Source organism: Rhodococcus sp. MS16 (assembly GCF_013277795.1).
Classification (GTDB): Bacteria; Actinomycetota; Actinomycetes; order Mycobacteriales; family Mycobacteriaceae; genus Rhodococcus_F; species Rhodococcus_F globerula.
Genome location: NZ_VBTM01000011.1, coordinates 158,183 through 171,895, shown reverse-complemented (window position 1 = coordinate 171,895; position 13,713 = coordinate 158,183). Strand labels below are relative to the sequence as shown.

The following is a 13,713-nucleotide window of genomic DNA, read 5'->3' as shown; positions in this document are numbered from 1 at the left end:
GTCGGACGTGAGGGATCAGATTCCCGGCTCCGCGGCGATCGTACCGGCGGATACCGCCCGGCACAGAGCGTCGTGGTCACGTTCGGTTTGATCGGCGTAGAGCCGAGCGAATCGGGTGAGGGCAGTATCGACCGTGTCCGAGGTTCCCAGATAGCCGGAAATCAGTGACGCGCCACTGGTTCGGGCGTGTCCCTTCGCCAGTAGGCGACCGCAGATCGCGACATAGTCGGTCAGCGCTGCTGCGTCGATATTGTTCAGGTCCACTGAACCTTTCATGTTCCGGAACTGGCGGACGTAGTACTGGCGGTCGTCGACGGTGCACCAACCGAGCAGTGGATCGCTGACTGTCTGGAGGGCCTGCTGGTATTCCGCGACACGTCGTCCTTGGTGATCGTGCCAGGCCGAGTCGCCGTGCACGAACGGCGCAACAACGGATCGGCGAGCCTGTTTGAGCTGCAGGAATATGACGTCGTCCGGGATGCTCCCTTCACACAGGGCGACATAGGCTCGTAGGGCGACACTTCCGACGCCGACGACCCGGTGCGCCACGTCGATGACGTTGTATCCCGAGACCACTCGACGCCAGTGCGGTGCAAGGGTTTCGAGATATTCGTCGAGACCTTCCAAGAGGAAGTCGGTGTCCTGTGGGGTGAGTCGTGTTGTGAGCGGCGGGTTCTCGAGTAGTTGTCGTCGTCCGTGATCCTCGACGGTGAATCGGGGAACCGCGTGATCGCTGGTACGTCGGCGGGCGCGTTCCGCTGCGCGTTGGATCTCGGCGAGCAAGCCTGGATCGGTGACGTGGTCGGTCAGTCCGTCGAAATCGACTCGGTCGAAAGAACGATCGAAGAGTGGCCGCTCGGACAGCTTTCCCAGGTGGAGGCGATACGCGGACACACACGAGGTCGTCGCTGTTTCGCATTGAGATTCGGTGAGGCCGTTTTGTCGACCGGCCACCCAGATGCTCGCAGCCAACCTACGCAGGTCCCATTCCCACGGGCCTGGATGTGCTTCGTCGAAATCGTTGAGGTCTATGACAAGTTCGCGTTCCGGCGATCCGTAGAACCCGAAGTTGCCGACGTGGGCGTCACCGCAGATGACCGGCGTGATACCGGTGGCCGGGAACGCCGCCATGTCCTCGGCCATCAGTCCGGCAGTCCCGCGGAGGAATCCGTACGGGGAAGCGACCATGCGCCCCACCCGAATCGGTACCAACCAGTCGAGTCTTCCCTCGTGCGCAGTGTTGACCTGATCGACCGGGTCACGTCGGTTCGGTGGTGGCGTCCAATCGCCAAGTGACGACCGTGCCACTCGTTTACGTAGACTCTTTCCGATCTTGCGCCGCTCACTGCGAGGGGTTTGACGCGCGCGCAGGGTCGCCCTGCCGTCCGGTTCGTTTTCGAGAGCCAACTGACCGGCAGGCCTACTCAGCGGGTCCATGTCGGGCTCTCTTTCGTCGGGCGTGCGAAACTCGCGCTCGATCTTATGCCCGCTGGAATTAGTACCGCGCGACGAGTTCGTTAACTACTCGCCTGGGCAATCAACTCGACAACGCGGTCGGCGCACAGGTCCGGATCGGGCATTCTCCCGATGCCGAGGCACTCGACGACGGTGAACGACGCATCCGGCATGTCCTCCACACCGAGCGCCCACCCGAAGTAGTGGTTCCACGCGAGTACGGCGCGGTGGCCGCTGTGCTGCGGAATCTCGTTGCCAAGCACAAGTACCGCGTCGAACGCCGGACCGTCGAACCAGATGACCGATTCGGCAAAGGCGGAGGCGGCGACCGCGACTACGTACCTTTGACAAGTGGATTCGCTCGGAATGGCGGTGTGTGCACGCATGCTCGCTCCTCCGGCTCGGTGGTGATCGGAGGGTTCCCCCTTGGTGCCGCCGAAGAAACGCCGTGCAGATTACGTCCCGGCCACAGATTTACGACGCAGGCGATGCCCGAGATGTTTTTTTGGGCTTCGCCGTTGTCGTGGGTGGCCGCGGAAATGAGAAGACGGTGTGCTTTCGGCCGCCCGCGTACCCGCCCATATAGTCGATGTGGATCGTCATACCCGCTCTGGCACTGCGGTATTGAGTCAAAGTAGCGGTTACGTTCCGCTGTGAATCGGGGCCGTGTGTTGTCGTCTTCACCAGCGTCGCCGATGAGTGCGAACCCGTTACCTACGGGGTCGGTGACGGTTGTCGAGAAGCTCAGTCGTCATGTTCGGGCGTTAGGTCCCGAACTGCGGCTCGTATGGACCGTTCACGAAGTTCGTTCTCTCTGCGCAGCTCACGGCGCCTACGGCCCGCCTCGAATCGTTGCCTCGCAATTGTTCCGGTTGGTCGGAGTTGGGGTACTTCAGCTGGTTTTCCGTCGCTGCCCATTGCCACCATCGTGAAATAGCAACTATTGGTGTGTCGAGATTTTCCGAGAAGAATGTCTTCGGTTTCGACTCGTATTCCGATTTCCATCGACGTGCGCCCGGTGTAATTGACGGAAGCGCTGAACGTGACGAGTTCTCCGACATGCACCGGTTCGCGGAACACCACACGATCCACGGACAGGGTCACGACGTACGTCTGGGCGTATCGACTCGCGCACGCGTATGCAACCTGGTCGAGAAACTTCAGAATCGTTCCGCCGTGCACGTTGCCCGAGAAGTTGGACATGTCCGGCGTCATGAGGACGGTCATGGACAGGGTTTGTTTTGCCGTATGCTGCGGTGCTTGCTTGGATTCAGGCAGGGAGATCGATTCAGACATCGAGTGGGCCTCTTGGAGTCGGTGGACGGTGAAGAGACCGTATCCGGCAAAGAGGGTTACCCGCGCGTTCGGAAGAGCGCGGTATCGGAGTTCGGGACAGTGCCAATGTGGAGGATGTATTCGCTGGTGGCGACGGGGCCGGCCGCGCTCGACCTGAGATAGGGCGCGAGCGTCGAGCGGAGGTGCGCTGACATCGAAGCCCAATTCCCTGTGCTTCGAACGGCCTCGCGAAAGTTCTTCAACGCCGGTGCCTGGTCGCACAGTTCCTCGACGGGATCCGATCCGGCTGGTAGTTCCCACTCGAGCAGGTGGGAGGCCGAGCTCACCGACTCCAATCCGGCTGCCGCCTTCTCGAATTCGCTCGAGCTCGACCACGTCGTCGGCAGTGGTGCGATGCCGTCCCACGCAGAAGCTGCCTCGGTGCGAAGTGCTGCTGCCCACCCGTTCGCCGACCACGTTGCGACGCAGATCTTTCCGCCTGGCCGGGTCACCCGCATCATCTCTGCGAGGGCAATCGAGGGGTCGGGGCAGAAGATGATCCCGAAGATGCTGACGCAGGCGTCGGCACTCGAATTCGGCCAGGGTAAAGACTGCGCATCGCCGATCGTGAAGGTGGGTTGGGTAGTGCCGGGGTGGGGAATCCAGCGTTCGCGTGCGACCTCGAGCTGGCTGGCGGAGAGGTCGAGTGCGTGGACCGTCATGCCTGACTGAGCCGCCGGGAGCGCAAAGTTCCCGGTTCCGGCGCAGACGTCGTACACCGTGCTCACATGCCCGATCGAGCGCAGTGCCTCCGTCGATGCCGGTGAGAGTTGCTCGGCAAGAGGCGAATACGTCGTACCATTCCAGTTTCCCTGTTTCACGACAAACTCCTTTCGACTGCGTCGATGACCGTATCGAGCGCTGCGCCCGCCGCGCGCGCTGCTTCGTCGGGGTTGCGTTTCTCGATGGCCGCGATCAAGGGTCGGTGCTCGTCGACGTGGAAACCTGGACCGACACTGACTGCGGACAGCGAATCCGTCACGGCGGCAAGGACTCCCCGGTGGACGTCGATCAGTGCGGAATTGTGGGACGCCTCGACGATCGAAAGGTGCAGGGCCATGCCGGCTTCGACAGTGAAGCCGCCGACGTGACCGGGGTGGGCATTCCAGGCTGCATGTATCCGCGCGAGATCTTCGGGGGTATGGCGCTGCGCTGCAAGTCGCGCGGCTTCGACCTCGAGTCCGCGTCGCAAGCGCAGTACGTCGAGAACGTCACCTCTGGCGAGCCTGCGCCCGAGTAATCCTTCCACCGGCGACGCCGCCAGGACGTAGACGCCGCCGCCATGACGAACGGACAGAACTCCGGCGTGTGCAAGCGCCCGTACCGCTTCGCGCATGGTGTTTCGGGCGACTCCCAATTCCTCGACCAGTGCGGTCTCCGGCGGGAGTTTTGATCCGACGGGCCATCGACCGGTCGATATCGCCTCCTCGATCGCCGCGGCGACGATGTCTACCTTGCGTCCGGAATCGGACATGTGTGCCACCTCGGGTAAGTGGGTCAATGACTTTGTCCGAGGTTAGCGTGCGCTCACGAGTGGGTCAATGACTTGTGAACTATCCGCGTACGTCCAGGCTGCGCGCGTAGTGCTCCTTGAAAACCTCGAGATGCGCCCACGATTCCAAGCCGCTGACACCGTCGATGCCCCGGATTCGCTCGGACAAGGCATGGAGGTCGTTGGACGAGTTGGCGGCGACCGTAGCGATCACGTCGTACCGTCCCAGAGTCCGCGCGAGGAATTCGATTCCCGGGAGCGACTCGATCTCCGATACCGCGTTGTCGTCCCGTGAGCCGAGATTGACGCCGATGCCCATCGCCAGCGACCGGCCACCACCTCGCCGCTTGACGACGGCACCGACGCGCAGTGCCGTGCTCGAGATCAGATGATTGACGCGATTGCGCACAGCGCTCGGCGACAGGCCGGTGTGTTCGGCCAGCTCGAGAAATGGCATGCGACCGTTGCGCTCGAGCAGTTCGATCAAGGCGACGTCCGTCGAATCGAGTCGGATGTCGGCTTGTAAAGCGGTCTCGGGCATGAAGATTCCCTTGATGACGTCGACGTAGACCAGCGTGCTCACGGATCTGACGCCACGCTGTGAGCGGAGTTCGGCGATGGCGCGGTACAGATCGTCGTGGCTGGGCACCCGAAGTTCCGCGATCACGTTGTACTGCCCGCTGACTGCCGAGATGTACACGGCAGCCTCGGATTCGATCAACGCGTCCAGTACCGGGGTCATCGGTCCGGACACGGCGATCGACACGTGTGCGAGTGCCTTCAGGCCGAGAAGTTCGGGGTGTGCGACGGCAACCACGGACACCGTTCCCGAGTCGAGTAGTGCCTGCACCCTGGTGGACACTGCCGCGCGTGGGGCATCGACCGCCACGGACAGTTCGCGGTACGTCGCTCGCCCATTGCGTTGAAGAGCAGCTATGAGCTTGGAATCGAGATCGACCGTCATGGATGCCCCAACTTTTCCAGAGATTTTTCTGTATGAGCTTCCTATTAGAACAGTCGCATGTGGGCATCGATGATGTGGATAAGTGCAGATATGCTCGAAAACTTGTACAAAAAAGTTGTGTACCACCTGGTCTGAAACTTTGATGCATTGCATAGCTCCAGGTCAGGGCGTAGTTTTCGCTCAACACGCAGTGACCTGCACCACCATCTCGACGAAGGACCACCATGCGCAAGTTGCACACGCACGAAGCCTCGCCGCTCGACGCCACCGCCACGATCTTCACCGGCGCCAAGATCCACACCGTTGACGACAGCACGGCGGGAGCCGAAGCGTTCCTGGTGTTCGGAAACCGCTTTGCCGCGGTGGGGACACTCGAGGAATGCCGCACGGAGGCGCGACGCCTGAGCACTCGCACGACCGCGGTGGTCGAACTCGACGGCGCCACCGTCGTCCCCGGATTCGTCGATCCGCACGCACACCCGTTGATGTACGGACAGATGCTCAGCTGGGTGGACTGCGGACCGGAGAAGGCGCACTCGATTCCCGGAATCATTGCCCTGCTTCAGGAAGCGGCACGCACAGCTCCTGCGGGTGTCCCGATTCGCGGATACGGCTATGAGCACCGCAACCTGATCGAAGGGCGCCATCCGCTCAAGGAAGAGCTCGATCAGGTGGCCACCGATCGCGAGGTCTACCTCATGAACGCGAGCGGTCACGGCGGCGTCGTCAACTCCTTCACTTTCGACAAGCACGGCATCGATGCGAGCACTGAGAACCCGGCCGGTGGCGAGTTCTTCCGAGATGCAGACGGCGAGTTGACGGGCGAGCTGTCCGACGCCGCGTGCAACATCCTCACCGGTGTCAACGGTGTGAAGGTCGGCCATCACGGACCCAACTTCCATCTCGAGGACGAGCCGGAAGAGCACCTTCGCCAGCTGTCGGTCGCTCAGGACAAGTTCCTGGCCGGCGGCGTCACCACCATCGGCGACTGCCAGGTGACGCGTCGTGAATTCGACATGTACCTGCGTCTGACCGAGCAGGATCAGCTCAAGACGCGTGTCAGCATGTACATGCTCAGTCATCTCCTCGATCACGTCATCGACACGGGAATGCATGGCGCCTTCGGCAATTCGCGGCTCGCGTTCGGCGGCATCAAGTTCTACGCCGACGGCACTCTCGGCGGCTGGACCGCATACTTCCCCGACGGCTACGTGGGCGACCCGTGCCGCACCGGGCAGCTCTACCATGAGCCGGCGGACTACTCGGAGCTCATTGCCAAGGCACACTCCGTGGGTCTGCAGACTGCCACGCACGCTCAGTCACCGACGGCCATCGACATGGTGCTCGACGCCATCGAAGCTGCGCAGAAGGCTCACCCCGACGCCGACGCGCGTCACCGCATCGAGCACTGCGGGCTCCCGACGGCCGAGCAGATCGCCCGGATGAACCTGGCCGGTGTGTACCCGGTGAACCAGCCGCAGCACTACTACAACTGGGGCGAGGGCGTCACCGCTGCGATCGGCACTCCGGGTGAGCGGTTCAACCCGCTCGGGGAGTTCATCGCTGCCGAGGTTCCCGTGACCATCAGCTCCGACGCCCCGGTCGCAGAGCCCAAGCCGCTCGAGGCAATTCAAGCAGCCGTCACTCGTGTGACGCGTCAAGGCCATCAGCTCGGCTCCGATGCACTCCGCATCACCGCCGACCAGGCACTGCAGGCTCACACGCTCAACGGTGCACGTGCGCTGGGCCGTGAAGCAGAACTTGGCAGCATCTCGGTCGGCAAGCGGGCCGACTTCGTCATTCTGGGCGCGGACCCCCTCGAGGTTCCGGCCGACGCGATTGCGCAGATCGAGGTGCGGGAGACCTGGATCGACGGCGAACTCGCACATTCAGGTCATAACCACCTATTGTCGAGCACTTCGACCACCGAGGAAAAGTAATGAACCGAGAGCAACAGATCGTGAAGGCCCGCAAGGCGGGATTTGCAGCCTTCGTCGGTACAACCATCGAGTGGTACGACTTCTACGTATATGCCACGGCAGCCGCCCTGGTCTTCGGTGACATCTTCTTCCCGCCCGGAACCGATCGCCTGACCGGCGTTGCGGCGGCGTTCGCGACGTACGCCGTCGGATTCTTCGCTCGCCCGCTCGGCGGAATCGTGTTCGGCCATGTCGGTGACAAGATGGGCAGGCGCACCGCACTTGTCGTCACACTGACGCTGATGGGTGCAGGCACCTTCCTCATCGGCATGTTGCCCACGTACGCGTCGATCGGGTTCTGGGCGCCGTTGCTGCTGGTTCTGCTCCGCTTCGTCCAGGGCTTCGCCGTCGGCGGTGAATGGGGTGGCGCGGTCCTGATGGCCGTCGAGCATGCTCCCGAGGACAAGAAGACTTTCTACGGCGGATTCGCTCAGCTGGGCAACCCGGCCGGCGCCCTTCTGGCCACCGGGTTCTTCAGCATTCTCTCCACCTTCGGCGACGACGCGCTGCGCGAGTGGGCCTGGCGTCTGCCGTTCCTGTGCTCGGCGCTGCTGATCCTCGTCGGCTTGTTGGTTCGCCTCAAGGTCGAGGAGTCCCCGGTCTTCGAGTCCGAGGTGAAGTCCGCGGACGTCCCGGAGATGCTGCCGCTCAAGTACGCACTGGTGACCAACTGGCGTCCGATCATCCTGGGCATCGGCATTCTGCCGGTCGCAGTCGGCGGCTACTACCTCGTGACGACCTTCATCACGGCATACGCGACCGACCCCGACATCGGCTTGTCGGAGACGCTGATTCTCAACGCGCTCAGTGTCGCCGCGGTGGTCGAGTTGATCGCGACCCTGGGCGTGGCGTGGCTCGGCGACAAGGTGGGGCGCGTCCGCGTGGTCATCTGGGGTCTCGCGGCGGTCGCGATACTCGCCGCGCCGCAGTTCTTGGTGCTGAAGTCCGGATCCGTCTTCCTGATCTTCCTGACGTTTGCGGTCATGCGACTGGTGCTCGCTGCCACGTATGGTCCGATTGCCGCCGTTCTGTCGCAGATGTTCAAGCCGCAGGCGCGCTACACGAGCATCTCGTTGGCGTACCAGGGTGCAGGCGCGATCTTCGGCGGGTTGTCTCCGCTGGTGTCGACGCTGATGTACAAGGCAACCGGCAGCATCTGGCCGGTCATCGCACTGCTGATCGGCATGTGCATCCTGAGCATCGTCTGCCTGCTCTTCGCTCCGCAGCACGTGGACGAGGCGACCGACACCGACGGTGTGCGGCAGGGCCTGAACAAGGAATCGGCTTCCGCCTGACAACTGCAAACACGAAGCTGGGGCAGTACACGATTTCCGTGTACTGCCCCAGTTGTCGTTTCAGGTCAGTTGTCGTTCAGAGCAGGTCAGGCGCCGACGAGATGGCGATGAAAGTGATCGCTGCGTCGGTGCGCCTGGCTGAGATTCCTGATCTCGCGAAGCCAGAAGTGAGACGCCAGCGCATTGTTGTTGCCATAGCCGGTGCCGGACGTGTCTTCGTCGATCAAGGCGACAAGCGCCTTGATCAGGCTGGTGACCTTGAGGTTGTTGGTCTGAGAATGTCGTACCAGCAGGTCAGCAGCTTCGTCGGTGCTGCAGCGGTAGAGCGTGCAGACAATTTCGAGAGCCCGTTCGCGGAGACGGCCCGAATTGGTCGGGATCCGTAGTCCGTTTGTCGGAACACTGTTCGTCTGGTTGTTCGTGTTGTCGGGGTGAATCATGGTGTTGTACAAGGTATTCCTTTGAACCACATGGGTTTTGGACCCGTGCGGTGTGTAGCGCATGTTGATACTGGTGCAGTCGGTACGCGATTGGCGGCGGACTCCGTCGGAGTCTTCGGCCTGGTCAACAATCTGCGGGACTGATGAAAGTGCGTAGTGATCAAAGGCGCGGATTTGCACCGAACTGGAAGTCTTGCCCCTGGAACGAGTTTTGGAACTGTCGTTCCGGGCGAAGCGACCGGCTGCCTGACTGACGGCTGCCCTCTGATAACCCCACCGTACGTCATGGTGTCGGTTTCAGCTAATCCTTTTCCGGGCGATCATGCTCACAGTAGGCGGTTTCACCTGCTCAAGGGGTATTTACGTGATCGATTATCGCTTGCTTGGTGGTAGCCCAGGCTGCGGATTCGGTGTTGGTGAATTCGCCGTGGCCGACGCCGGGAAGTTCGATCAGGTCGACGCGATCACCGGCCACGCGGGCGGCGTCGGCATAGCGTCGGCTCTGCTCGATCGAGACCACCCGGTCAGCTTGCCCGTGCAGTGCTGTGACCGGGATGCCGATGGGAAGATGTTCGATCGGCGAGGCAACACGGTATCGATCCGGGTAGTCGGACGGCATGCCGCCCAGAAGATTTCGAACAAATCGATCCTTGCCGGATGTGGCCGCGAGTTCCATGTCGAAGACACCGGCCATAACGGTGGCTGATCGAATGGATACTGTGAGAGCAGGGTCGGGCGCGTCGATACCTTGGCTAGGTCGCGACGCTGCCCAGGCGGCGAGTTGGCCGCCCGCCGAGTAGCCGGCTACGTGCACGCGGCCCAGATCCAGTCTTCCGGAAGCCTTTTCCTGCACAGAGTCGGCCAAGGCGTTTGTTGCCGTGACGGTGTCCGAGAGAGTGGTCGGCCATCCGCCGTGCCCGCCCACGCGCCGATACTCGATGTTCCACACGGCAATTCCGTAGGGCGTCAACGATCGAGCCCACGCGCCTGCGTAGTCGAGGTTACTTTTCTGGGCCCATCCGCCACCGTGAATGAGGACAACCACTGGTAGTGAATCTCCGTCGCCGGGGGGTAGATACAAATCCCCGAACGTGTCCGTGTCGGCGGCATAGGAAATGCGTACGGGGGCTACGGATCGATCGGTGCCCGCCGCGCTGGAAACGGAAATAACCAGGGTGAACAAGCAGACCAGCGCAACCGCGACATACCGAAGCAGCCGGTTGGCGGAGCGGTGCGCGATGGCCGGATTCCTCTCGTCACGCTGGGGAGATTGTCGTAAATAGGAGTCTATCTACGACAAGTGAATTTCAGGTGCCTACGGTTCGGTCCGTGCTGACTCTGACGCGAAGTTCGCCCCGAGTGTGGCCCTGGTTGCGCGGTTCGTCGCCGTTGATCAGGGCTAGCAGTGCATCCACTGCCAATGCTGCCTGTTCTTCGGGGAAGAAGTCGACGGCGGTGATCGGGGGATCGGAGATCAGTAGAGCGGGTTCGTCGCTGTTCTGGGCGATCAAGATGCTTCCAGGAATTGACAGACCGAGATCGAGCGCCGCTCGTGCAGCAGCAGGAGCGCAGCCGAGGATGAACGAAAGGATCGCGTCCGGTGGATTCTCGGATGTCAGTGCTTCGTGAGTCGTCGAATACGCAGCGGCGACAAGTTTTTCGACGGTATCGACACCTTCGAACGTTGCAAGTTCATCCGTCGCTCTGGGTGTCACGCTGTGGGTGCGGCACCACTCGCGGTAAGCGGTGGTTGTCGCGCGGTTCCACGCCGAATCCATTCCGGGGTTGAGGACGAGGATGTCTGTCGCGCCCTTCTCTGTGAGGTGGTCCAGGAGCGTTTCGGTCGTGGCGAAGAGATTCGGTGAGATGGTCCATCCGAACTGTTCGCGACTTCCCGGGCCCACTGCGACAGTAGGGATTCCGAGCTTGTTCAATACATCGACGCGAGGGTCGTGCGTCATCGGGTCGACGACGAGAGCGCCGTCCATCTCGATGCGCCGCAGCCCGTTCGGGTCTTTCATCGACGGCAGTAGCAGGAGTGAGTGATCCGCATGAAACGCGGCCTGAGTGGCGGCGGTAGCCACGCGGCCGTACCAGTCGAAGTTGAGGTACTCGGACGATGACAACTCGTCCCGAGTGGGGAGCATCAGTCCGAGGGTGGCAGTCCGGCCGGTCCGAAGATTCTGTGCCGAGCGATTTGCCCGGTAACCCAGGCGGTCGGCCACCTCTTGAACGCGCGCCCGGGTCGTCCCGTCGACTCGGCCCTTGCCATTGAGTGCGTAGGAGACTGTCGACACCGCGACGCCGGCAGCAGCCGCGACATCGCGAAGCGTCGGGACGTTCGGCGTGATCATCGGGCTGGTTTCCTTACTCCCTGGTCGGTTTCTACTACAGGTTAACGCCCAATCGTTTCGGCAAGGCAAAAGAAGGCAAGCCTAGTGGACGGTCGTCTAGTGACATTCGAGTGCAGAATCGTTTCATCACAGCTATTGACACTGAAGAAACGATTCGGCACGCTCGTGGAACGTCGGCACAACGTCGAACCAATTCGGATGAACCCGACGCACTCGTTTCAGCCAAGCGCATATTGCGATAACGCACGGAGTCATTGCATGACCGACAAAACCGACCTGCGGCCAACGGGTACAAGTCCCGCCACGCATCCGCCTCGAGCTCCTCATGACCTTTGCTCGGGCACTACCAACAGCGCCTACATCGCGGAGGGGTTCGGCGCGGGATCTTCGGTAGTGGCCTATGTCGGCGATCTCGGTGGCCAGATCGGTTTTGTTGTCGCCTGCGGTATTTTCACGTCGTCCACGCTCGACAACCTTTTCGATATCTCGATACCGATTTCTACAGGCGCGCTGATGGTTGCCGTTCTGGTCACGGCCGTGGGATATAGCCGAGTGGACATCAGCGAGAAGGTCCGCCTGGCACTTGGCATGGGCACTATGGCGGGCTTGTCCACTGTTCATAATCTGTGGTTCGCAATACCACTGCTCGCTGCATTCGTGGTGGGGGCTCTTCGGTGCGTGGGGGTCCGTAACCACTCGATCGAAGTGCTGTCGGTATGAGCGAACACCCATGGTCGGTCCCCGGCGGTTTGGTCGAACGGCCGGGATTGCTTTCGGGAGAGGCGGAGATATGGGTGTACGCCGACAAGTTCTCGTACTTCGCCGGCGAGACCGTCTCCCTTCGAGTCCACACCACCGCAGACCAATACGACCTCGAGATCGTGCGAGACGGCGCACGGCCCCATAGCATCGTCAAGTACATCGGTCTGCCCGGAAAGCAGCAGGCGACGCCCGCGGACGCCTATGCAGTCGGCTGCGGATGGTCTGAGTCCCTCGCGTTCACAGTCGCCTCGAATTGGTCCTCGGGAATGTATTTGATTCTCGTACGGATGCGTCACGAAGGCGTCGTCGTCGAGCGTGAAGGCTTTTTCATCGTCCGTTCGCGGGACGCCGCGCTGGCCGACCTGGTTCTCATTCACACGACGAGCACGATGTTGGCTTACAACGACTGGGGCGGGGCCAATCACTACCGCGGTGTTCCGGACGGTTCCGGCGACGTGCCGACACCGATTTCCTCGACGCAACGCCCCATCGCGCGAGGAATGCTGCGTAAACCTGAAGGTGCAGCACGCAATATTCACACCGATACTCCCGGAGTGGGCTGGGTTCCGAGACACCCACCCTACGAGTGGGCCTGGGTGAACGGCTATTCGCGTCATCACGCCGATGCTTTTTGGGCGACGTACGAACGGCCGTTCACGGTGTGGGCGGAAGAGCAAGGTTTCCGCGTGCATCACATAACCCAGCATGATCTACACGAAGATCCTTCAGCACTGCAGGGATATTCGTGTGCGGTAGTCGTCGGTCACGATGAGTACTGGTCATGGGAAATGCGCGACCGAATCGACGAGTTCGTTGACGGCGGAGGAGGTTTGGCGCGATTTGGCGGCAACTTCCTCTGGCAGGTCCGCATCGAGGGCGATGCACAGGTCTGTTACAAGAATCCGTTCGATGATCCGATGCGTGAGGTTGATCCGACGCGGGTGACAACGGCATGGGATTCGCCCGAAGTTGCCCGACCGGGAGCGTGGACGATGGGTTTGACCGGTATGGCTGGTGTCTACAACCGTTATGGCGCAACGACTCCCCGGTCCTCCGGCGGGTTCACGGTGTACCGGCCGGACCATTGGGCACTGAACGGAACCGACCTGTATTACGGCGACAACTTCGGGATCGCCCCGATCTGTGTGGCCGGATTCGAGATGGATGGAGTGGATTACACGTTCACGAAGGGGCAGCCCTCCGCCACTGGGGTTGACGGTGCTCCCGAGGATCTGCAAATCATCGCGATGGCGCCGGCGGTATCGGGTTCACGGGACAATTGGAACGGCGCGGTTCCCATCGGTGCACCTTTTGCCGAGGTGCGGGGCATTATCGAATGCTTCTACGGGAGTGAGCCGCCCGAGCACCTTCGTGATCTCGAATACGGATCGGGAATGATCGCGTGCCACCAGCGAGGTTTCGGAACGGTGTTCAACGCTGGTTCTACCGAATGGGTGAATGGACTGATTCACCACGATCCGTTCACCGAGAAGATCACCTCAAATGTACTGAATCTATTTGCTGCACAAATCTCGAGCTTCAACGCGGGGGAAACTGACACGAGAGTCGATGACATTCGAACATTCGGCCCCGGTCAACTGTGATCCCTACCCGTACGACGAAGTAAGCAACATGGT

General features: G+C 61.5%; 13 protein-coding genes. 4 read left to right on the top strand and 9 right to left on the bottom strand.

What is annotated here, in order from left to right; genetic code table 11:
* Positions 1-15: 15 nt before the first annotated feature.
* From FEZ60_RS23370 to FEZ60_RS23345, 6 genes are all read right to left on the bottom strand, one after another.
* Positions 16-1,437 (bottom strand): DUF2252 domain-containing protein, encoded by a 1,422-nt coding sequence (locus FEZ60_RS23370; protein WP_172937104.1) that lies wholly within the window; start codon positions 1,435-1,437, stop codon positions 16-18.
* An 80-nt stretch (positions 1,438-1,517) separates the two neighbouring features.
* On the bottom strand, positions 1,518-1,841 hold the full coding sequence (locus FEZ60_RS23365) for a DUF6292 family protein (RefSeq protein ID WP_033233691.1): 324 nt from the start codon (positions 1,839-1,841) through the stop codon (positions 1,518-1,520).
* Positions 1,842-2,199: 358 nt separating this feature from the next.
* Positions 2,200-2,682, bottom strand: coding sequence for an acyl-CoA thioesterase (locus tag FEZ60_RS23360; RefSeq protein WP_033233880.1), 483 nt, complete (start codon positions 2,680-2,682; stop codon positions 2,200-2,202).
* Positions 2,683-2,807: 125 nt separating this feature from the next.
* On the bottom strand, positions 2,808-3,611 hold the full coding sequence (locus tag FEZ60_RS23355; RefSeq protein ID WP_116102517.1) for a class I SAM-dependent methyltransferase: 804 nt from the start codon (positions 3,609-3,611) through the stop codon (positions 2,808-2,810).
* On the bottom strand, positions 3,608-4,264 hold the full coding sequence (locus tag FEZ60_RS23350) for a FadR/GntR family transcriptional regulator (protein WP_172937103.1): 657 nt from the start codon (positions 4,262-4,264) through the stop codon (positions 3,608-3,610). Before FEZ60_RS23350 ends, FEZ60_RS23355 begins: the two co-directional genes overlap by 4 nt.
* A 79-nt stretch (positions 4,265-4,343) precedes the next feature.
* Positions 4,344-5,246: an Lrp/AsnC family transcriptional regulator gene (locus FEZ60_RS23345; protein WP_045065572.1), complete on the bottom strand. Its 903-nt coding sequence runs from the start codon at positions 5,244-5,246 to the stop codon at positions 4,344-4,346.
* A gap of 224 nt (positions 5,247-5,470) precedes the next feature.
* Here FEZ60_RS23345 and FEZ60_RS23340 point away from each other — a divergent pair, with 224 nt between their 5' ends.
* On the top strand, positions 5,471-7,186 hold the full coding sequence (locus FEZ60_RS23340; RefSeq protein ID WP_172937102.1) for an amidohydrolase: 1,716 nt from the start codon (positions 5,471-5,473) through the stop codon (positions 7,184-7,186).
* Positions 7,186-8,520, top strand: coding sequence for an MFS transporter (locus FEZ60_RS23335; protein ID WP_172937101.1), 1,335 nt, complete (start codon positions 7,186-7,188; stop codon positions 8,518-8,520). Before FEZ60_RS23340 ends, FEZ60_RS23335 begins: the two co-directional genes overlap by 1 nt.
* An 86-nt stretch (positions 8,521-8,606) precedes the next feature.
* Here the strand turns inward: FEZ60_RS23335 and FEZ60_RS23330 are convergent, their stop codons facing one another.
* The 3 genes from FEZ60_RS23330 to FEZ60_RS23320 all read right to left on the bottom strand — a co-directional run bounded on the left by FEZ60_RS23330 (position 8,607) and on the right by FEZ60_RS23320 (position 11,314).
* Positions 8,607-8,972, bottom strand: coding sequence for an ANTAR domain-containing protein (locus FEZ60_RS23330; RefSeq protein ID WP_045066768.1), 366 nt, complete (start codon positions 8,970-8,972; stop codon positions 8,607-8,609).
* Positions 8,973-9,309: 337 nt separating this feature from the next.
* Positions 9,310-10,143, bottom strand: a complete 834-nt coding sequence (locus FEZ60_RS23325) for an alpha/beta hydrolase (RefSeq protein WP_242484779.1) — start codon at positions 10,141-10,143, stop codon at positions 9,310-9,312.
* Positions 10,144-10,267: 124 nt separating this feature from the next.
* On the bottom strand, positions 10,268-11,314 hold the full coding sequence (locus FEZ60_RS23320; RefSeq protein WP_095887378.1) for a LacI family DNA-binding transcriptional regulator: 1,047 nt from the start codon (positions 11,312-11,314) through the stop codon (positions 10,268-10,270).
* Positions 11,315-11,572: 258 nt separating this feature from the next.
* Here FEZ60_RS23320 and FEZ60_RS23315 point away from each other — a divergent pair, with 258 nt between their 5' ends.
* Positions 11,573-12,034, top strand: coding sequence for a hypothetical protein (locus FEZ60_RS23315; RefSeq protein ID WP_172937100.1), 462 nt, complete (start codon positions 11,573-11,575; stop codon positions 12,032-12,034).
* Complete coding sequence (locus FEZ60_RS23310; protein ID WP_242484778.1) at positions 12,031-13,680, top strand: N,N-dimethylformamidase beta subunit family domain-containing protein; 1,650 nt, start codon at positions 12,031-12,033, stop codon at positions 13,678-13,680. Before FEZ60_RS23315 ends, FEZ60_RS23310 begins: the two co-directional genes overlap by 4 nt.
* Positions 13,681-13,713: the final 33 nt, after the last annotated feature.